The organism is Pseudalkalibacillus hwajinpoensis (assembly GCF_039851965.1).
Classification (GTDB): Bacteria; Bacillota; Bacilli; order Bacillales; family Guptibacillaceae; genus Guptibacillus; species Guptibacillus hwajinpoensis_E.
Map to the genome: position 1 here is coordinate 1,397,711 of NZ_CP156674.1, position 19,827 is coordinate 1,417,537.

General features: G+C 41.0%; 18 protein-coding genes and 1 pseudogene. 10 read left to right on the top strand and 9 right to left on the bottom strand.

What is annotated here, in order from left to right; all coding sequences use genetic code 11:
- Window positions 1–2: 2 nt before the first annotated feature.
- The 3 genes from ABFG93_RS07075 to ABFG93_RS07085 are packed head-to-tail and all read left to right on the top strand — an operon-like array spanning window position 3 to window position 2,273.
- Window positions 3–860 (top strand): ABC transporter ATP-binding protein, encoded by an 858-nt coding sequence (locus ABFG93_RS07075; protein WP_347551822.1) that lies wholly within the window; start codon window positions 3–5, stop codon window positions 858–860.
- A complete protein-coding gene (locus tag ABFG93_RS07080; protein WP_347551824.1) occupies window positions 857–1,549 on the top strand; it encodes a hypothetical protein in 693 nt (230 codons plus the stop codon). The genes ABFG93_RS07075 and ABFG93_RS07080 overlap by 4 nt, the downstream gene beginning before the upstream one ends.
- Before the next feature lies 1 nt (window position 1,550).
- Complete coding sequence (locus ABFG93_RS07085) at window positions 1,551–2,273, top strand: hypothetical protein (protein ID WP_347551826.1); 723 nt, start codon at window positions 1,551–1,553, stop codon at window positions 2,271–2,273.
- A gap of 142 nt (window positions 2,274–2,415) precedes the next feature.
- Here ABFG93_RS07085 and ABFG93_RS07090 read toward each other — a convergent pair whose 3' ends face one another.
- Window positions 2,416–3,825, bottom strand: a complete 1,410-nt coding sequence (locus tag ABFG93_RS07090) for a rhodanese-like domain-containing protein (RefSeq protein ID WP_347551828.1) — start codon at window positions 3,823–3,825, stop codon at window positions 2,416–2,418.
- Window positions 3,826–4,350: 525 nt separating this feature from the next.
- Here ABFG93_RS07090 and ABFG93_RS07095 point away from each other — a divergent pair.
- From ABFG93_RS07095 to ABFG93_RS07120, 6 genes and pseudogenes are all read left to right on the top strand, one after another.
- Complete coding sequence (locus ABFG93_RS07095; protein ID WP_347551830.1) at window positions 4,351–5,745, top strand: sodium:solute symporter family protein; 1,395 nt, start codon at window positions 4,351–4,353, stop codon at window positions 5,743–5,745.
- 37 nt (window positions 5,746–5,782) lie between these two features.
- On the top strand, window positions 5,783–6,883 hold the full coding sequence (locus ABFG93_RS07100; protein WP_347551832.1) for a M24 family metallopeptidase: 1,101 nt from the start codon (window positions 5,783–5,785) through the stop codon (window positions 6,881–6,883).
- Between the two features lie 176 nt (window positions 6,884–7,059).
- Window positions 7,060–7,539 (top strand): site-2 protease family protein, encoded by a 480-nt coding sequence (locus ABFG93_RS07105; protein WP_347551834.1) that lies wholly within the window; start codon window positions 7,060–7,062, stop codon window positions 7,537–7,539.
- A gap of 193 nt (window positions 7,540–7,732) precedes the next feature.
- Window positions 7,733–8,865, top strand: a pseudogene (locus tag ABFG93_RS07110) (alcohol dehydrogenase catalytic domain-containing protein).
- 190 nt (window positions 8,866–9,055) lie between these two features.
- Entirely contained in the window at window positions 9,056–9,670 is a 615-nt protein-coding gene (locus ABFG93_RS07115; protein WP_347551836.1) for a TetR/AcrR family transcriptional regulator, read from the top strand.
- A 74-nt stretch (window positions 9,671–9,744) separates the two neighbouring features.
- Entirely contained in the window at window positions 9,745–12,912 is a 3,168-nt protein-coding gene (locus ABFG93_RS07120; protein WP_347551838.1) for a bifunctional cytochrome P450/NADPH--P450 reductase, read from the top strand.
- A 48-nt stretch (window positions 12,913–12,960) separates the two neighbouring features.
- Here ABFG93_RS07120 and dhaM read toward each other — a convergent pair whose 3' ends face one another.
- The 5 genes from dhaM to ABFG93_RS07145 form a co-directional block, all read right to left on the bottom strand.
- Window positions 12,961–13,347: a dihydroxyacetone kinase phosphoryl donor subunit DhaM gene (gene dhaM, locus ABFG93_RS07125; protein ID WP_347551840.1), complete on the bottom strand. Its 387-nt coding sequence runs from the start codon at window positions 13,345–13,347 to the stop codon at window positions 12,961–12,963.
- Window positions 13,347–13,967 (bottom strand): dihydroxyacetone kinase subunit DhaL, encoded by a 621-nt coding sequence (dhaL, locus tag ABFG93_RS07130; protein ID WP_347551842.1) that lies wholly within the window; start codon window positions 13,965–13,967, stop codon window positions 13,347–13,349. The genes dhaM and dhaL overlap by 1 nt, the downstream gene beginning before the upstream one ends.
- Window positions 13,968–14,007: 40 nt before the next feature.
- On the bottom strand, window positions 14,008–15,003 hold the full coding sequence (dhaK, locus tag ABFG93_RS07135; protein WP_347551844.1) for a dihydroxyacetone kinase subunit DhaK: 996 nt from the start codon (window positions 15,001–15,003) through the stop codon (window positions 14,008–14,010).
- Between the two features lie 294 nt (window positions 15,004–15,297).
- Window positions 15,298–15,933, bottom strand: coding sequence for a YczE/YyaS/YitT family protein (locus ABFG93_RS07140; RefSeq protein WP_347551846.1), 636 nt, complete (start codon window positions 15,931–15,933; stop codon window positions 15,298–15,300).
- 293 nt (window positions 15,934–16,226) lie between these two features.
- Window positions 16,227–17,045, bottom strand: a complete 819-nt coding sequence (locus ABFG93_RS07145; RefSeq protein ID WP_347551848.1) for an STAS domain-containing protein — start codon at window positions 17,043–17,045, stop codon at window positions 16,227–16,229.
- A 348-nt stretch (window positions 17,046–17,393) separates the two neighbouring features.
- Here ABFG93_RS07145 and ABFG93_RS07150 point away from each other — a divergent pair, with 348 nt between their 5' ends.
- Window positions 17,394–17,594 carry a cold-shock protein gene (locus ABFG93_RS07150; RefSeq protein ID WP_048310643.1) on the top strand — a complete coding sequence of 67 codons (201 nt, stop codon included), beginning with the start codon at window positions 17,394–17,396 and terminating at the stop codon, window positions 17,592–17,594.
- Window positions 17,595–17,644: 50 nt separating this feature from the next.
- On the opposite strand, the gene ABFG93_RS07155 is transcribed toward ABFG93_RS07150, so the two are convergent.
- The 3 genes from ABFG93_RS07155 to ABFG93_RS07165 all read right to left on the bottom strand — a co-directional run bounded on the left by ABFG93_RS07155 (window position 17,645) and on the right by ABFG93_RS07165 (window position 19,570).
- Complete coding sequence (locus ABFG93_RS07155; protein WP_347551850.1) at window positions 17,645–18,049, bottom strand: RDD family protein; 405 nt, start codon at window positions 18,047–18,049, stop codon at window positions 17,645–17,647.
- 18 nt (window positions 18,050–18,067) lie between these two features.
- Window positions 18,068–18,457 (bottom strand): cupin domain-containing protein, encoded by a 390-nt coding sequence (locus ABFG93_RS07160; RefSeq protein ID WP_347551852.1) that lies wholly within the window; start codon window positions 18,455–18,457, stop codon window positions 18,068–18,070.
- Between the two features lie 291 nt (window positions 18,458–18,748).
- Window positions 18,749–19,570: a hypothetical protein gene (locus tag ABFG93_RS07165; RefSeq protein ID WP_347551854.1), complete on the bottom strand. Its 822-nt coding sequence runs from the start codon at window positions 19,568–19,570 to the stop codon at window positions 18,749–18,751.
- Window positions 19,571–19,827: the final 257 nt, after the last annotated feature.

A 19,827-nucleotide genomic window follows, 5' to 3' on the forward strand; every position in this document is an offset into this window, starting at 1 on the left:
GGATGCTGAAGATTAGCCAGGTAAGCTATCGCTATCCCAAATCTCATCATCAAACGTTGACTGACATTGATTTCGCGGTTGCTGAAGGGGAGATCTTTGGATTTCTTGGTCCATCCGGAGCTGGAAAGAGCACGATTCAAAAAATCCTGATCGGTTTGATTAAAGACTATCAGGGTTCAGCGATCGTGAATGGACATGAAATTCGTGAAACGACTTCTGACTTCTATGAACAGATCGGAGTGGCATTTGAATTTCCAAATTTCTATTCAAAATTTACAGCAATGGAGAACTTGAAGCTCTTCTCGAAGTTTTATAAAAGCAAAGGGAATGAACCGCTCGATCTGTTGAAGCAAGTGGGACTTGAGGAAGCTGCCCAAATGAAAGCCTCTGCTTTATCGAAAGGCATGAAGATGCGACTTAATTTCGTACGTGCGCTTCTTCATAATCCAGATATTCTTTTTCTCGATGAACCAACATCAGGTCTTGATCCCACAAATGCACGGATGATCATCGACTACATTTTGAATATGAAGCACGAAGGAAAAACAGTGATCATCACAACTCATAACATGCACGTTGCTGAGGAAATCTGTGACCGTGTCGCGTTTATTGTTGATGGGAAAGTCGAACTTATCGATGCGCCCCAAAAGCTTATGCGAAAAAGAAGCAAACAAACACTGCACCTCACCTTCCATAAGGAGTCAGGTGGGGCCTCAACACTCACACTGCCAACTACAAATCTAGCTAACAATCCAACCTTTATGGAAATTCTACAGAGCAATCGATTGATTTCAATGTATACAGAAGAAGCAACTCTAGAGGATATTTTCATTGAAGTAACTGGGAGGAAACTGGCATGAGGATGATGACCCAGATAAGGACAGATATTTCATTTCAAATCAAACATGGTTTCTATCTTGCCTATCTCGTTGTATCCGTTTTTTACATTACCTTCCTTGCTTTTATTCCTCCATCATGGAAAGAAACGGCAGCTGTTCTGCTTATTTTCTCTGATTGTTCTTTTCTCGGATCCTTTTTCGTTGGGGGCATCATCCTCTTGGAAAGGGATCAAGGTATGATTCAACAGCTACTCATCAGTCCACTAAGAATTTCTGAATATATTTTAGGCAAGGCTCTGTCTCTTTCCTGTCTAGCTACTGTGGCAAGTTCAGTCATATTGCTTGCTAGTTTTGGTCTTTCGCTTCACTACACACCTATTCTAGTCGCAGTGTTCATTTGCTCCTTATTTGCTACGTTTCTAGGCATGATGGTGGCGATCAGAGTCAAATCGCTCAATCAGTACTTGCTCGTTACACCTTTATTCGTACCCATCTTTTTTTTACCAATGGCAAACTACTTTTCCCTCCCAGCTCCAACGTTGCTCAAGTGGACGCCGGGATATAACACTCTTCAAATGATCACAGATGGTTTTCATCCTATTCCTCATCTATCACTTCCGATTTTTATTTTAATTAGCTGGGTCATTCTTTTCTTCTTTATAACCAAGCGTCAATATGAACGTATTTTTTTTAAGAATGGTGGTGAATAAGATGGCGCGCATACTTTCTCTATTGTTCTATGATTTGAAAGCAATTTGGAAAGACCTGATGACGATGATTTCCATTTTTGCCCCTATCTTGATGGCACTGTTCTTTCGTTTTGCAACTCCTATTTTAGATGAAGCATTCTTTAAAGGAACAACCTTTCCTCCTTCGGATCAAAATCTGGTTATCGGTTTGCTTCTGCTGCTCACGACACCGGTGATGCTTGGCATGATGAGCGGATTTATCCTTCTTGACGAAAAAGACGAAGGAATCGCCATGTCGATTGCGGTTACTCCCTTTCAATTAAAAGGCTATTTGTTCTATCGCCTGTATCTCCCCATGATCATTAGTCTGTTGTTAGCTTTTCCGGTACTCACCATCGGAGGGTTCACCGAAATTATGACATTACGACTACTTCCCTTTTTGCTGTTAATTATCGTAGAAACACCAATCATCGCTCTCCTTATGGCGAGCACAGCAGAAAATAAGGTAGAAGGTTTAGCTATCGCAAAGGTAATCAGTATCATTCTTGCCATTCCAATCGCGATTTACTTCATTGATCATCCTGCACTGATGCTTGCTGGAATTTTGCCTCCATACTGGCCGATCAAAGGATATCTGCTTACAATGAACGGCTGGCATCTATCCGGGTTCCTTTTTCTTATCATTGGGATTCTTTATCATCTACTATTGTTTTATTATTTAATGAAACGATACGAGCGACGATAGAAAGTCTGTTCCAAATAGGCTTTCTATCGTTCATTTTGCTTCCTCACATGCATCTTCAATATCCCCGTCGGCCCCTTTCTGGTTCAGCTGGATCATTTGCTCAGCCATCACTTCTGGAGGAGTGCTTTACGCTGCTTTTTAATTACTTCTCAATTTTATCTCCTTGTTTCTCCCATGCTGCAAAACCACCGCTATAATTCAAGATATCCTTAAATCCAAGTGATTGTAGCAAGCTCGTTCCGATCGCTGAACGTGTACCAGATTGGCAGTGAACAACAACCGTTTTATCTTCTGGAATGTCCTTCGCCTGATCTTCCAAATAGCCAAGCATATGATGATTGGCATCAGGAATATGTCCTTCGCTCCACTCATTTTCTTTTCGGATATCCACAACATAAACATCTTCTTTTTTGTAAACATCCTTTAATTCTTCTGTGGAAATAAAGGAATAGCCTTCAAGATCATCCCACTGCGAAAGTAGTTCTGAGCTAGCGTACGCTCTAATATGGTCGATGCCAATGGAATGTAAAGCCCTCACGATGTTTTCTTTTTGATCATCTTCCGCAATGAGCAGCAAATCGTGATCATAGTTAAGCACCCAGCCTGACCAGTTTGTGAAAGCTTTATTAAATGGAAGATTGATCGCTCCTTCAATGTGACCGTCTGCGAAATCCTGCGCTGGACGTGTATCAACGATCGTTGTGTTAGCGTTCGATGCAACCATACGAAATTCATCAACATTTGAGATCTTCGCAAGTTCTTTACCTGTTAATACATTCGGTCCTTCTTTATTCACTTTTTTCATGACTGCAAAATAGGTTGGCGCTTCTGGCTGCTCGTTCAATAGCTCTTTTACAAACGTTCCTTCGTTTTCTTCTTTCAATGCCCAGTTATTCCGCAGTTCATAGCCCACTGTCGATTGTGGAACAGCTCCTAATGACTTCCCGCAGGCACTCCCTGCACCGTGACCTGGCCAAACCGTTAAGAATTCTGGTAGTTCTTTAAACTTTTGAAGTGACTTGAAGATGTCCTTAGCTCCAGTTTCAGCTGTTCCTACAGCGCCAGCTGCTTTTTCAAGCAAATCTGGACGACCAATATCACCTACAAAAACAAAATCTCCAGTAAATATGCCCATCGGTACTTCAGAGCCTCCACCACGATCCGTCAGCTCGAAAGAAATACTCTCTGGAGTGTGCCCAGGAGTGCGCATAACGCGTAGTTCCACATTTCCAACGTTAATAATGGAACCATCTGTAACGAGGTCTACGTTCAATCCTTCAAGGTAACCGTATTTCCAATCTTGATCTCCTTCATCTGATAAATATAATTTCACATCATGCTTTTCAGCTAATTGTCTGGCGCCTGAAACAAAATCAGCATGGATGTGCGTTTCCGCAGCTGCAGCCAGATGGAATCCTTCTGTTTTGGCTGTTTCTAAATATGGTGCTACATCACGAGCCGGGTCGATCATGAGTGCTTCACCAGTTCGCTGACATCCGATCATATACGAATACTGTGCAAGTTTCTCATCAAAAAACGCACGTATATACATGGTTTAATCCTCCCGTAAAAGAATTATCAATTACCCTATGGGGTATATAATATCATCATAAACTCTTTAAAAGTTTTCATCAACCCTCTTGCTTTGTACCCTCATAAGATAGTTCTTCAAATCATGAACTTTCCCTTCCACTGAAAAAGCCGTTTTTGCTATTCCATTCACCGACTGAAGCAATGAGAAGATTCCTTTTCAAAAGGCTTGATTCTTATTAATACCCCCACAATAAACTGTTTAAATTATATTAAAAATCGAAATAAAAACGCTTTTATTTACGCACTAAACTTTTTGGATTTAGTCCTTTAATCTTATGATTTTCATATTATTTTCTATTAAGTAGAAAACATAACCAATAAAAGGTGTGAATAAGATGATTTTTCGGGATTATAATAAGTTTCATTACTAAAGTATTCCAACACTTTTATTTCCCGCTTTTTAATAACGCAAATGATTATGATAGCATGATGAACGGTGCGAACCTCAGAAAAGACACACAGATAAGGAAGTGACATTTACGTAATGGAGATTACATACAATCCTAATCTTCTATGGTTTGTTATAGCTTATGGCATCCTCATGGTCGGACTAGGAATTTATTTTTCAAAGAAAGTATCAAATAGTGAGGATTTCATACTTGCTGGTAAAGGACTCGGAGCTCTTGTACTGACAGGAACGCTTTTAGCAACATGGACAGGAAGCGGAAGTATTTCAGGCGGGGAAACCTCGATGGCCTATAGCTATGGTATTATTCCTGCGTTTCTTATGGCTATTCCAACGCTATTAGGGATTCTTATTCTTTATATCATCGCTCCAAGAATACGAGCATTTGGGAAATATACGGTCTCTTCTATTCTTGAAGAAAAATACGGTTCATTCGCGAGGACGCTGGCAGGCATTATCATTATTCTTGCCTATGTAGGAATTGTCTCCTATCAGATGAAAGGGTTTGGCTTCATTCTGAATCTCACAACAGGAATTTCAGTTGAAATTGGAACCATTATCGGTGCTGCTCTTATCATCTTCCTGGCAACGATTGGTGGATTACGTTCAGTAGCTCCTACTGATGCAGTTAGTGCCATTCTTATGGTTGTCGGTTTAGGAATCACTTTACCAACTATCATTGTCATTGCAGGTGGTTGGGACAGCATCCTGGCGAATGTTCCACAAGATCACTTAACATTCAGTGGTCAATTATCGAACATTCAATTACTTGGGTATTTATTACCGTCCTTATTTCTACTACTTGCTGACCAGAACATGTATCAACGGTTGGCATCATCTAGCGGTGACAGTTCTTCGAAAAAAGCCCAAATTGGTTGGCTCGTTGCCATGCTACTAATTTCTCCAACGATTAGTATAATTGCTTTCGCAGCACGTTCTATCTTTCCTGATATCGATCCTGGAATGGCGCTAATGGCAACAACCGTAGTTATGCCAACGTTCGTAGGCGGTATATTATTAACCGCTGCTACAGCGTTTATTATTACAACAGGTAACTCTTACCTCCTATCTGCCGCCACGAACGTAACCTATGATCTATATGGGAAATATTTTAAAAAGGATGCTAGTGATAAGCAGTTACTCGTGATGACAAAATGGTTCATCGTGATACTTGGGGTACTTGCCTATGTGATTATTAGCTTTTTCCCTACTGTATTATCTGTTCAAATGTATGCTTACACGGTTTACGGAGCAGGCATCACCCCTGCCGTCTTAGCCGTTTTCTTCTGGAAACGTGTCAACATTTATGGCGGTGTTTCATCGATGATTGCAGGTGTTGTTACTACGCTTGTATGGGAAATCCCTCTCGCTAAACCATTTGAGCTAAACAGTGTTCTTTTCGCTGTTCCAGTAGCCGTTATCGTATTGATTGCCGTTACGTTATTAACATCACACAAAACAAAGACCGAATAGAACTGATACGAATTTTAGAGAACAGGTTGTGAGAAAAATGAATCATCGTTTAGAAAATTTCTCGAAATGGCTAGGAGAGACTGAACAAACATTTGCGTTTGTTCACTCTTCATCGAATGTCTTCTATCTATCCAACTTCGAGTGCGAACCACATGAACGGCTCTTAGGCTTATTTATTTTTCCTGATACAGATCCATTTCTTGTTTGTCCGGGTATGGAAGTCTCTCAAGCTAGAGAGGCAGGATGGAAAAACGACATCATCGGACATGGTGATGCTGATGATCCATGGGAACTCATCCATCATGCGTTGAAGAAACGCGGAGTCACAGAAGCAAACCGGGTGGCCATTGAAAAAGAAACCCTTTCCTATGGACGAGCTGAACAAATCATGAAACGTTATCCCTCCGTTTCTTTCTCAAGTGCTGAAGAGAAACTTCATGAGCTACGTTTGATCAAAGATAAAAAAGAATTAGAAATTCTCAAAAAAGCTGCTGCACTGGCTGACTTCGGGGTGGAAACTGGAGTGAAAGCACTACAAGAAGGATGCACTGAAATGGAAGTCCTAGCAACGATCGAATACGAACTAAAGAAAAAAGGAATTAGAGAAATGTCTTTTTCAACAATGGTTTTATTTGGTAAAAAAGCAGGACAGCCACACGGTAACCCTGGGGATCGCAAATTAAAACGTGGAGACCTCGTCTTATTCGATCTCGGTGTGGTGTTTGGTGGATATTGTTCAGATATTACGCGAACAGTTGCTTATAAAGAAGTTAACGAAAAACAAAAAGAAATATATGATGTTGTACTGAACGCTCAGCTTCAAACGCTTGAAATCTCCAAACCTGGAACCAGAGTTGGGGATTTAGATAAAACTGCTAGACAGATCATTAAAGAAGCAGGATATGAAAACCAGTTCCCTCATCGAATCGGTCATGGTATTGGAATCGATGTACATGAGTATCCATCGATGAGTGAGAACAACAATTCCTTTTTAGTCGAAGGAATGACTTATACGATCGAGCCAGGTGTTTATTTACCTGAGGTTGGTGGAGTTAGAATTGAAGATGATGTGCTTGTTACGAAAACAGGATATGAAACATTAACAAAGTATCCGAAAGAACTTCAGATTGTTGAATAAACGTGAAGGAACGCTCCATACAGTCGTTCCTTTTTTCTATTTTATTTTCGTAACACTAAGGGTCCACTCCATTTGGTTTTTTTCTTATAATCAGGTTACAAAACCAACATATAAGGGAACGCTTGAATGCAGGTCATTTTTCTCAATCAACTTTAATATCATCTTGGAGGTTTACTATGTTTACTTTAAGCGATATCCCGATGTTCTTTGTGAACTTCTTTATCATATTACCGATTGTTACACTGCTGCATGAAGCAGGACACGTACTCATGGCACGCCTATTCGGCGGGAGAATCAAATTCTGTATCGGTACCGGTAAGACTTTGCTCCACATAGGTCCACTTGAAATAAAGAAGAAATACTTCATGGAAGGCTGGTGTCAGTACGAGGATTTAACGTATAACAAAACGTGGGCGCACGTCGCGATTTACGCGGCGGGTAGTCTGTTCAATATTATTGTTGTCTTTACTTTGAACGCATTAATTTATGCGAAGGTCCTTCCAGTCGACCTATTTTTCTATCAGTTCACCTATTTCTCCATCTACTTTATTTTCTTCTCGTTAATGCCTTATCGAAATGACGGTGGAAAACCGAGCGATGGCATGGCAATTTACGAAGTGATTCGGTACGGGAAAGCAGAAGATCCGATCGATTGATATTCGAATATCAATAATAAGAGAGGTGGCTACTATCTTAAAAATAGCCACCTTTCTATCGTTAAGATAATTTGTTTCTCTAACAAAGTTCATATAGAAACCACTTCCTCGCTAAGATTTTACAGATTTTGATGTTTGAGAAACAATTAATTCGGAAATAGGTGGATTAAACTAACAACAAGGATATGGGAGAATGAAAGCTATTACATATCAAGGTAAAGAACAAATAGTCGTTAAGGAAGTTGAAGCTCCATCGATTCAAGAACGAAGTGATATGATCGTAAAAATTACTGCCAGCGGTATTTGTGGTTCAGATCTTCATCTTTATCATGGTGGCATAGAACCTGAACAGGATTACATCATTGGTCACGAGCCGATGGGGAATGTTGAAGAAGTTGGCCCAGATGTCAAAACCTTAAAAAAGGCGATCACGTCGTCATTCCATTCAATATTGGGTGCGGTGAATGCCATTACTGTAAAAACCAAATGGAAAGCCAGTGTGATGAATCAAACCCACATGGTGAAGTTGGGGGCTTATTTGGTTTTACTGAAATTAACGGAAATTATCCAGGTGTACAGGCAGAATACTTGCGTGTACCATATGCAGATTTCACTTCATTTAAAGTTCCAGAATCAAGCACACTAGACGATGAAAGTGTTCTTTTCCTTTCAGATGTTGTTCCTACAGCTTATTGGAGTGTGGAACATAGTGGTGTCAAAGCAGGTGACACTGTCATCATCCTTGGAAGTGGCCCAATCGGATTGATGGCACAGAAATTTGCTAAGCTAAAAGGTGCAAAACGCGTCATTGCGGTCGACCAGGTAGATCACCGTCTTGAGCATGGAAAACGAACAAATCATGTTGATACGTATAATTTTAAAAGTCATGATGATATTGGTTCTCTTTTATATGAAGAAACAAAAGGTGGAGCTGACGTTGTCATTGATTGTGTAGGCATGGACGGTACAGTTTCCCCTAATGAGTCATTGGGTTCAGAGTTCGATAACCAGTTCGGCACTATTAGCCCGATTTTAACAGCTTCTAAATCTGTACGTAAGTTTGGTACAGTACACTTAACAGGCGTATATGGTACAGAAGCAAATCGATTCCCACTTGGTGACTTCTTTACAAGAAACGTTTCTCTGAAAATGGGACAGGCTCCTGTGATTCACTTGATGCCAAAACTGTTCGATGTGATTGAAAATCAAGAATTTGATCCAAAAGACATCATCACTCATAGCTTATCAATTGAAGATGCAGCTAAAGGTTATGACATTTTTGATAAAAAAGAAGATGGCAACATCAAGGTGATTTTAAAACCATAATAAAAAATGGCGGCCCTTTTTTCCTAAGGGCTGCCGTTTTTTATGAAATTAGATGATATTCTATCAAACTAATCCTGATCATTGGAAATTCCCTAGGTTTTACTACCCTTTTGTTAACAAGATCTTCACTCTTTTTAGGCCATCTGCTTTATTGTTAAGCATTTCAAATAGGTTTAGAGTTAAAAGAGGAATGAAAATTCATTCTCCACTTTATTATGAAAGGTTGATCGTGATGACGACCCTAAACAAAAGGGAAAGCATTCTCACGAGTGCTCTTGGCTTATTTGCAGAGCGTGGATTTGATGCCACCACTGTCCCAATGATCGCTGCCTCTGCAAATGTTGGTGCCGGAACGATTTACCGGTATTTTGAAAACAAAGAGGTTCTTGTTAATACGTTATTTCAAGATTACGTAAACACGTTTACTAGCACTCTTGAAGATCAGTTTCCTTACAAAGAGTCTACTCGTAAACAATTCCATCATATTTATAAAGCTATGCTCTTATTTACTAATCAAAATGAACATGCTCTTTATTTCATTAAGACTCATAGTGCAGCTCATTTTTTAAATGAGAAAAGTCATTCTGATTTTCAGCAATTGTTAAAAATTCTTCAGACATTTTTTGATACAGGGAAAAAACAATATGACATTCGTGATTTACCATCAGAAGCGCTAATTGCGATCGTATATGGTGCTTTTCTCGAACTTCAACACCTTGTTCGCTCCGGTGATCTTGAACCTTCACTGGAATTACTTTCCCGTATTGAAGACAGCTTATGGGACTCTGTTCGATACCATAATTGAAGAGACCATACTCTTCATGTACCACCGGAATGAATATTCATTCCGATCCATTCTATAGATGAGGTGATGAAAGCATGATAACTAAGAAATCGTTTCCACAACCCAGAACATACGGACCGCTCGGAAGTCTCCCCCTTATTGATAAAGAGAAGCCAATCCAATCATTTATGAAGCTTTCAAAAGAATTCGGTCCAATTTTTCAGTTTCAGTTTCCAGGACGTATGAGTACTTTTGTATCCAGCGCTACTCTTGCAGCAGAGATCTGCGACGAATCTCGGTTCGACAAAAAAGTAGGACCGGTTCTACAGAAAGTGCGTGCCTTTGGGGGTGATGGGTTATTCACTAGCGAAACAAAAGAACCAAACTGGAAGAAAGCTCACAATATTCTGTTGCCTAGCTTTAGCCAGCAAGCGATGAAAAGTTATCATAATAAAATGGTTGACCTTGCCACACAGCTCATCCAAAAATGGGCTCGTTTGAATCCAAATGAGGAAGTCGATGTGCCTGAAGATATGACTCGTTTAACTCTAGACACGATCGGACTATGCGGATTTGACTTCAGATTTAATAGCTTCTATAGAGAGAACAACCATGAGTTTGTTGATGCCATGGTCCGTTCTTTGGATGAGGCAATGAATCAATCGCAGCGTCTGGGCGTACAGGATAAATTAATGGTAAGATCTAAAAAACAGTTTCGAGAAGATATTGAATACATGTTTTCACTCGTCGATGACCTCATTGCAGAGCGCAAGAAAAACGGAGATCAAGGTGAAGATGATCTGCTTTCTCATATGCTTAAAGGAAAAGACCCTGAAACTGGAGAACCACTCGATGATGAAAACATCCGTTTCCAAATCATCACCTTCCTAATCGCAGGACATGAAACAACAAGCGGCTTGCTTTCATTCACGCTTTATTATTTAATGAATAACCCTGACAAACTTGCCAAAGCACAAGAAGAAGTTGACCGCGTTGTGGGAGATGCTATTCCTGATTACAAACAGGTGAAGCAGCTTAAATATGTACGGATGATTTTAAATGAATCACTCCGTCTATGGCCAACGGCCCCTGCCTTTTCACTCTATGCAAAAGAAAATACAACGTTGAATGGCGAATATGCTGTTGAGAAAGATGATGTATTCACGCTCCTTATCCCTGAGCTTCATCGCGATAAATCGGTATGGGGAGAGGATGTAGAAGCCTTCATTCCAGAACGATTTGAAGATCCTTCTGCGATTCCCCACCATACCTACAAGCCATTTGGCAACGGTCAGCGAGCTTGTATCGGTCAGCAGTTCTCGCTTCATGAAGCAACGCTTGTACTCGGTATGATCATCCAACATTTCGATCTCATTGATCATGCGAACTACCAGCTCGATGTGAAAGAAACATTAACCCTGAAACCCGATGGACTGAAGATGAAAGTCAAGCCTAGAAAAGAATCGATTTCGTTCGCAGTTCCATCTTCAGAACCTGTTGTAAAAGATAAGAAATCCACACCAATAGCGGTTGAAAATGCGCATGGTACACCCTTACTTGTTCTTTATGGATCAAACCTTGGAACTGCAGAAGGAGTTGCACGAGATCTTGCTGAGACTGGTCATCAACAGGGCTACAGTATTCAGGTTGCACCACTAAATGACTATGTGGATAAGCTTCCAAAGGAAGGTGCCGTCCTAATCGTATCTGCATCCTATAACGGGAATCCTCCCGAAAATGCCGCCAAGTTTGTTAACTGGCTTGATCAAGCTAAAGAAGGATCCTTAGAAGGCTTACAGTACGCTGTATTTGGCTGCGGGGATCGTAACTGGGCTACCACCTATCAGCGCATTCCTACATTCATTGATGATCGAATGGCACAACAAGGAGCTGACCGTATTTCAGAAATCGGTTTTGGTGATGCAAGTGACGATTTTGAAGGTGATTATGAGAAGTGGGAAGAAACTCTCTGGCCTTATCTAGCGGAAGCAATGGACATTGATTTTAACATCGTTGGATCTGAAAACAATACGATTTCGATGAGTTTCGTTAGCGGTGTAAGCGATACGCCTCTTGCACAATCTCACCACACTTTTACAGCGATCGTGAATGATAACAAGGAACTTCAGCACTCAGATAGTGGCCGTAGTACGCGACACATCGAATTGATTCTTCCGGATGGCGTGTCCTATCAGGAAGGTGATCATGTTGGTGTGCTTCCACAGAATAATGATGAACTGGTAGAGCGAGTCCTAGAACGCTTTCATTTGAATGGACATGATCATGTAGTGTTATCAGGTGATTCAGGAAAAGCGGCACACCTACCGACTGATAAACCTGTTAAACTTCAAGATTTACTTTCTTCCTACGTAGAGCTTCAACAACCAGCAACACGTTCACAGATCCGTGCTCTTGCAGCACATACCGTATGTCCACCACACGTAACTGAACTCGAACAAATGCTCGAAAACCGGACGTATAAAATTGAAGTCCTGGAAAAGCGTGTTACCATGCTAGAGATTGTTGAGCATTACGTGGCATGTGAAATGCCATTCGAAAGGTTTATTGCTTTGCTTCCACCACTGAAACCAAGGTATTATTCAATTTCAAGCTCCCCTCTTTTCAAGGAAAGCGAAGCAAGTATCACAGTTAGCATTGTTCGTGATAATGCGTGGAACGGAAAAGGCGAATACAAAGGGGTCGCTTCAAACTATTTAGCTAAACAAAAGCAGGGCGATAAAGTTGCTTGCTTTATTAGCACATCGCAGTCAAACTTCCAGCTGCCTGAAGATCCCGAAACTCCGATCATCCTAATCGGACCTGGAACAGGTGTAGCGCCGTTCAGAGGGTTCGTTCAGGCGCGTCGTGTTTTAAAAGAAATGGGAGTTAGTCTCGGTGCTGCCCACCTATACTTTGGCTGTCGTAACCCTGATCATGACTACCTGTACCAAGATGAATTAGAGCAGGCGGAAAGGGATGGCTTAGTTACACTTCATACCGCGTTCTCAGGCTGCCCCGGACAAGAGAAAACATATGTTCAGCATCGCCTATCCAAAAATGCAGTAGAGGTTCTGCCTTTATTGAAAGAAGACGGTCGCCTATATGTTTGTGGGGATGGCAATAAAATGGCTCCAGATGTAGAACAAACGCTCATCACAAGTTTTATGAAGATGGAGGAAACGACAGAAGAAGATGCCGTAAATTGGCTCCACACCCTTGAAAAAGAAGGTCGATACGCTAAAGACGTATGGGCCGGTGCATAATTGAAGGAAGCAGCAAATCCAATTGGATTTGCTGCTTTTTTATCATACCTATTGAATTTTACTCGTCTCTGTCGACCGCTTCGCTGCTTCAACAACTTCCTTAAGTGATTTACCAAAACCAGATTCCATCACGGCACTATATGCCCCTTCAACTAAGGGGGCATCAGCAATCATTACTTCCTTTTCACCTTCAAGCATGTCAATCGCCATTTCAGCATTCATCACAGAGCTACCAAAGTCTACTAAAATTACAGCACCCTCTCCATCATCTGCTTCTCCGATCGCAGACTGGATTTTCATAGCGCTTGTCCCCATTTCCCCATCGTCTGTGCCTCCTGCATCTACAACTTTAACGTCAGGTTGCGCTTCATTAAGCATTTCCTTTAGTCCTTTAGAAATATCAGGGCTATGTGAAACGATTACAAGACCGATCATTAATAAGCACCACCCTTTTCCAGCACTGACGCGAGTGCTTCAATGATATAGTAGGAAGATTGGGCTCCAGCGTCCTGCTTCCCTTTTGATTTTTCTTTATAATAAGCTGCACGCCCTTTTTTCGCTTCATACCCTTTTACATGTTCTAGCGCTTGTTTCGCCATATCGGTTAATTGACCTGGAGTAAGATCATTTCCCTTCTCCTCCATTAACTCAACGACAGGCTCAAGTAAGTCAATCATCGTTTTCTCTTCTCGCTCTGTTTTCCCGCGCTTTTTCATGCCGTCCAATCCATTTCGAAGTCCGATTGCAAGTTCGCTAAGCTCTATCTCAGCTCCCTCTAAGTGATTACCAGACTTCATAAATAGCGTGCCATAAAGAGGACCCGATGCACCACCTATTTTAGAGAGCAAATTCGTACCGGTTTTCTTTAATACTGCTCCCGCATCAACCGTCTCTTCGTCTAGTTGCTCAACAGCAGCCTTAAAACCTCTATTCATATTCAAGCCATGATCACCATCACCCAGCACTTGATCAAGATTGGTTAATTCCTCCTTATTTGCTTCCATCTTTCTAGCAGATTCCTTCACCCACTGCCTAGCCATCTCAGCTGTAAACATACCTATTACCTCCTTTTATTTCATTTTTGAGTATTAACTCTCACTCGCTGATTGTCCATGCAGTTGTTTGACACGGGCTTTTTAGCAGCGCTTTCAATTCGTTCGTTAATTTAAGAACGGTTAAAGAAGCGCCCGCCATTTCAAGCGCAGTCATATAGTTTCCAACTAGGGTCACTTCAGCTTTAATTCCTTTTTTGCTTAATAGATCCTGGATACGGTTATTTAATGTATACAGCTCCATTTGTGGTGTAGCACCCATTCCATTCACCATAACAGCAGCTTCATCGCCCTCTTTAAATTCAAGCTCCGGAAGGACTTGATTCATAAGGCGTTCGGCTACTTCGTCAGCAGATGCTATTTCAATCGTCTCCATTCCTGGTTCCCCGTGAATCCCAATTCCGAGCTCCATTTCACTCTCTCCAATATCGAAGCCTGGGTTACCTAAGCCAGGAACCTGTGCAGGTGAAAGTGCGATGCCCATTGAACGAACCTGGCGAATCACCTCTTCTGCAACGGATTTAACTTCCTTGAGCGACTTTCCTTCCCTTGCCGCAGCACCTGCAATTTTATGAACAAATATCGTACCGGCGACCCCACGTCGTCCAGTTGTGTGAGTGCTATCTTCTACAGCCACGTCATCATTCACAATTACTTGTTCAACCGTAATCCCTTCATCCTCTGCCATTTCCGCCGCCATTTCAAAATTCATAACGTCACCTGTATAATTTTTAGTAACAAGAAGAACTCCGTCCCCTTGGTCAACTGCTTTAATCGCTTCTAACACCTGATCAGGAGTCGGTGAAGTGAACACCTCTCCACTTACTGCTGCATCGAGCATTCCTTCTCCAACGTAGCCTGCATGAGCAGGTTCATGACCGCTTCCACCACCGCTAACGATCCCAACTTTAGCCGACCGTTCTTTTCTCAATAATACAGTAGTACCTTCGAGTCGCTCTAAGGTCTCAGGATGGGCCTTCACCATGCCATCCAGCATTTGTGTCACAACATCATCTGAGTGATTGATTAATTTTTTCACTATGATCCCTCCCAAAGTGACTTTACCCTTGATCTCTCAATTGCAAAAGCGAAAAATTGTGACGATTTCATTACAACCACCCCAATCACCAAGTTTCTATATAATTTGAATCTTCCAACAGATGGGGGGGGGGGGGTTGCCACCCCTCCGTTGGTTAGTTGAACCAATCGGACCTTTAGGGGCAGTTAACCCACACCTAAACGTCTTGAGCAAACTACGATCCTGAGGTGGGGGTTTTACTGCCCCTTAAGGTGGGATAAAAAGGTCCCTGTGTTATCACAGGAACCTGAATAGTTATAAATAAGCTTCATGTGGCGCGTGGTAAGGATAAAGAACATAATATATTGGATATGCTCTTACGTACCAGAATTGAATAATAGGACCAAGGAACACGACAAGTGCCGCTGTACCGATTCCAACTGGACCACCAATAAGTAATGCAAGTGATGCCATGATGACCGCTACAAGGGTCTGGGCCATTTGTAAGCTCAGGTTAAAGCGGAAGCTTACAACTAGAAATAGCTGATCGAACGGTGCCCTCGGGAACTGTGGAAGAATATAAATGGCAACGCCTAGCCCAATCGCTATCATCCCTGCAACAAGAACCACACTCTTCACTATTAAAGGCGCTGCTGATAAATTGACAGCCACAAAGACCACCTCTACCCAGAAATCAAGAATAATACTTTCAAGTACAATAGGTAGAAGTGCTGCATATTCTGGCTTTTTCTTCATAAGCCAGGCGTTCAAAAAAATAATTAGGATTTGGAAAAAACCGTACCAGAAGCCTACAGTCAATCCAAAAAGATCCGATATACCAATAAAAAAGGATGTCCAGAATCCTGCCCCAAGAGTAGCATGGATAACTAGTGCTACCCCAAAGAAGTTGATGAACATACCCAGAAGGTAAATCGTAATTCGATAGAACATTACGACCTCCTCCCTTCCTCTAAATTAGGAAAACTTGCCAAAAGTGAAACTTCCTTCAGTAGAGTTTGATACTGCCACAAGCTGTGGGATAAAGAGGATCCTTCTACAAATTTTCGAGTTCATTTTATTAGCGATTAAGTTACACGTCAATGGGTTTAACTTATAAATTTCATTATTGGGTAGTGGAAATTATTGACTCTTTTCACACGATACACAGAAGAGAACAAACTGTACTAATAACCGTTCAAAATAACATGACAAAAAAATGCATCCCCTAAAGAGACGGCATTTCCTTACAATATATGTGTCGCCAAAGCTTGCTTCAAAGTACTGTGAGTTTGAATAGAAGAAAAATCAATCCCAAGATGAACCATTGTCTGGGCGACTTCAGGACGTATTCCCGCAAGGATCCCTTTTACCCCAAGCAGTTCAAGTGAATAAATAATATTAAAAATGTTGTTTGCTACCATGGTATCAACAATGGTGACACCAGACAGATCAATAAAAAGATGCGTTAACCTTTTCTCGGTCGATTCTCTCAAAGCAGTTTCCATCAACAGACTGGCTCGGTGCGTGTCGATATCACCAATAATCGGTAAAACCGCGACCCCTTCTAGAATAGGAACGACTGGAACAGAAAGCTCGAGAAATACTTCCTGTGCATGATTGAGTGTACTTTTATATGATGAAACGTAGGCCGTACTATAAGCATAAACAGCTTGATCCAGTACACTATCAAGGATACCTGTCACTCTAAAAATGGTTTGGACAGAACATGATACTTCTTTCGCAATTTCCTCTAAAACTTTTAAGATAGCCTGTCTGAGTGTAGCCGTGTTTTTAAGTGATTCATCCAGCTCTGCTCCATAACGGACGGCTAGTTCACCAGTTTCTCGGCCCCACTTCGTTACAAGTTCGGTCGAAACTTCAATTCCTTTGAGAATCGCATCTGCGAAAAATTGCATTAACTCTGCATTTAAATTAACTACCTGCTCGTAGTTGGATGGATCAGGATCCTGCACTAAGCTTTTTGCTATCTTAAATTTTCTTTCTTCAATCGTTTTTCCAATCATAATCACTTCTTTTTCAATTGCAGGTTCTTGAATTGGCATAGCTTTAACCTCCGATATAAATCGAATCTCTCCTCTATTATAGAAGAACGAAATTTATTTTACATTAAAAACTTCAAAGGGTAACTTATTTTTATTATTATCCACCGCTTTATAGAGCCATTCACTTATTTTCTAACCACTACTTTACGACTTTTCCTTACCTTTTGAAAAACCTTTTTTTGAGATCATGTTTGCTTTTTTTGGAGGACGTGTTATACTAAGGTTAATTATTGTTGTTCGGTACTGATTATTAAAGAATAGGCTACTTCAGAAAGTACTTACATCTCAAATGATTATGTAGAGCAGTAATAGTAATATTTGTGCAAAATGCACTTGGAGGATACACACATGAATAAAGGTACAGTTAAATGGTTTAACGCAGAAAAAGGTTTTGGCTTCATCGAAGTTGAAGGCGGAGACGACGTATTCGTACACTTCTCAGCTATTCAAGGCGAAGGTTTCAAAACTCTTGAAGAAGGTCAAACAGTTACTTTTGACACAGAGCAAGGTAACCGCGGACCACAAGCTACTAACGTAACTAAAGCGTAACTAGCATATATTAAAAGGCTTTTCTCTCCGGAGGAAAGCCTTTTATTTTGTTATTCTTCCTTTATTACATGCGTCCCTGCAATAAAATCGTGAATCGCTCTTCTATCCTCTCGCACAACTACCATGATCATACTTACTATAAAGCAAATTCCAACCGTGAGAGCGTAAAGCAAAGCGGATACAACAATCCTTAGTAACATCGTAACAAAGCCTGGAGGATCACCATTCAATTTAACAATTCGGATACCGAGTATCCGCTTTCCTACGGTATACCCATACCATACAATCGGAACGAAAAAGTAATAAAGAAACTGCAATGCGCTACTCACTTCATCACCGTGTTGCCCCTCTATCACATAGCTATTCAGTAATGAAATCGGTACTCCTATAATAAATCCATCTAATAGTAAAGCGGCAAATCGTGGCCAAAAGCCTACTGTTTCAGTTCCATTCATCACACCTATTCCTTTCCCTCATATGGTCCTATCCAATTCATCATTAGGGTGCTTTTCTCCTTTTTCTTTTAAAAACAAGTTTGGGTCCAAATCCCCTTCAATTGCAATGGCGGTCAATCCTTTTTCTGTAGTCGTTTCATGCCACTCATCCTTGCTCCAGAAGACAGCGTCTCCTGTGCTCACTTTAAACAATTCTTCCCCTTCGCCTCTCACCCAACCTTCACCAGTCACGATGAGCAGCAATTGATCTGTTACAGCTTGATGATAACCAATGATGCCGTCTGATTCTAAATACATCACACCTATATGAACACTCGAAGCAGTCTGAGAAATACGAGACATGACAAAACGAGACCCAAATTTAGTGATCTCTTTGCCAGATTCTTTATTGAAATTGTAAATTTTCATATTCAAAGCCTCCCGTCTGATCGAAACAATCAATCGTGTTATATGTAAAAAAACAGATGAAACCAAGCTTCTAACAGGATTAGTTCCTTCTACAATCATTTTTGCTTCTCGCTGACGACAATGGTACTTATAGAATGACTCTGTTTCCAATTCTGTTATCGTCATAATATCCTTTAAATTCTTTTTTACCCCCTCTTACTTTATTCTCACTTCTTACATCTTTTCCCTTCTTTTCGACATGCAAAGCCATTAATTCAAATAAACGCAGCCTCTCTTTGGAGGCTGCGCAGCTTATGTATGAAAAAGTTCACCCGACAGTGCACGGATGTACCTCTCCGCCGAATGTTGAACGGCTTGATCCGCATCGTTTGCAACCTTTTTATGAAAAGCATTGTAAATCTGGTTATATGTGAGTGGCTTTACCTTTTCAGCCATTTCGTTTACTTTATTAACTGGAAGAGGAATTAAGTTTGGGTAGCTGTACATAAAACTAACCCAATTTTGATCAGCTACAACTTGAATGATATCACCGGTTAACAGGGTTCCTTTACCTTCATTTCCATTTCTCACGTGCAATACTGCGCCACCTTTAAAGTGACCGCCAAGACGGTAAATTGTTAATCCGTTCGCTAGTTCGAGCTTCTCCCCACTCCAGAACTGAATGTGCTCACTTTTCCTCATGACCCACTCTTGATCGTCTTCATGAATGTAGATTGGAACATTAAAAGCTTCAGCCCACTCTACTTGCGTTGAATAATAGTGTGGATGAGATAAGGCAATAGCATTAATGCCTCCAAGCTCATTCAAACGTTGGATTGTTTTAGGATCAAGGTAACTGATACAGTCCCAAAGCAGACTAAAATCCTTTTCCTGAACAACATATGCGGTCTGTCCAATCGCAAATGATGGCGACGTCGTAACACTATATAAACCCTGTTCCTCTTTAATGATTTCATTTTGAAATTGCTCTTGCTGCATAGCCTCTAGCGTTATCCATTCCTGTCCGTCAGGATTGACGTACTGTCGCTCTTCTAGACAAATTGGACATACTTCTGGTTTGTCCTCTGACAAAGGATACTGTGTTCCACAAGTAATACAAATAAATCGTTTCATTCCCTCTCTCACTCCTTCTTATTCCGTAATCCTACCTGAACATCACTTTATATGGAAATTATAACCTTAATCTACCATCATGTCCTCAAGCCATTTTCTTATTTTTATTACGACTTTAGATGGAGATAATCGAGTAAGGAGGCGGTGACTGCCCCCCGGACACCCTTGCCTCTGGCTAACGTTTACCACAAACCTTCACCGTTCAGGACTTGAACCTTATGTGTACGCACATGCCGGCACACCAAAAAAAGCATCCC

What these genes read in the sequence shown, in the direction of transcription:
- ABFG93_RS07105 (WP_347551834.1), top strand. Translation starts at nt 7,060, where the DNA reads ATGTTTACTTTAAGCGATATCCCGATGTTCTTTGTGAACTTCTTTATC.
- ABFG93_RS07085 (WP_347551826.1), top strand. Translation starts at nt 1,551, where the DNA reads ATGGCGCGCATACTTTCTCTATTGTTCTATGATTTGAAAGCAATTTGG.
- dhaL (WP_347551842.1), bottom strand. Translation starts at nt 13,967, where the DNA reads ATGTTTACAGCTGAGATGGCTAGGCAGTGGGTGAAGGAATCTGCTAGA.
- ABFG93_RS07150 (WP_048310643.1), top strand. Translation starts at nt 17,394, where the DNA reads ATGAATAAAGGTACAGTTAAATGGTTTAACGCAGAAAAAGGTTTTGGC.
- ABFG93_RS07155 (WP_347551850.1), bottom strand. Translation starts at nt 18,049, where the DNA reads ATGAATGGAACTGAAACAGTAGGCTTTTGGCCACGATTTGCCGCTTTA.
- ABFG93_RS07165 (WP_347551854.1), bottom strand. Translation starts at nt 19,570, where the DNA reads ATGAAACGATTTATTTGTATTACTTGTGGAACACAGTATCCTTTGTCA.
- ABFG93_RS07115 (WP_347551836.1), top strand. Translation starts at nt 9,056, where the DNA reads ATGAAAATTCATTCTCCACTTTATTATGAAAGGTTGATCGTGATGACG.
- ABFG93_RS07090 (WP_347551828.1), bottom strand. Translation starts at nt 3,825, where the DNA reads ATGTATATACGTGCGTTTTTTGATGAGAAACTTGCACAGTATTCGTAT.
- ABFG93_RS07160 (WP_347551852.1), bottom strand. Translation starts at nt 18,457, where the DNA reads ATGAAAATTTACAATTTCAATAAAGAATCTGGCAAAGAGATCACTAAA.
- ABFG93_RS07120 (WP_347551838.1), top strand. Translation starts at nt 9,745, where the DNA reads ATGATAACTAAGAAATCGTTTCCACAACCCAGAACATACGGACCGCTC.
- ABFG93_RS07140 (WP_347551846.1), bottom strand. Translation starts at nt 15,933, where the DNA reads ATGTTCTATCGAATTACGATTTACCTTCTGGGTATGTTCATCAACTTC.
- ABFG93_RS07145 (WP_347551848.1), bottom strand. Translation starts at nt 17,045, where the DNA reads ATGCCAATTCAAGAACCTGCAATTGAAAAAGAAGTGATTATGATTGGA.
- ABFG93_RS07080 (WP_347551824.1), top strand. Translation starts at nt 857, where the DNA reads ATGAGGATGATGACCCAGATAAGGACAGATATTTCATTTCAAATCAAA.
- dhaM (WP_347551840.1), bottom strand. Translation starts at nt 13,347, where the DNA reads ATGATCGGTCTTGTAATCGTTTCACATAGCCCTGATATTTCTAAAGGA.
- ABFG93_RS07095 (WP_347551830.1), top strand. Translation starts at nt 4,351, where the DNA reads ATGGAGATTACATACAATCCTAATCTTCTATGGTTTGTTATAGCTTAT.
- ABFG93_RS07100 (WP_347551832.1), top strand. Translation starts at nt 5,783, where the DNA reads ATGAATCATCGTTTAGAAAATTTCTCGAAATGGCTAGGAGAGACTGAA.
- ABFG93_RS07075 (WP_347551822.1), top strand. Translation starts at nt 3, where the DNA reads ATGCTGAAGATTAGCCAGGTAAGCTATCGCTATCCCAAATCTCATCAT.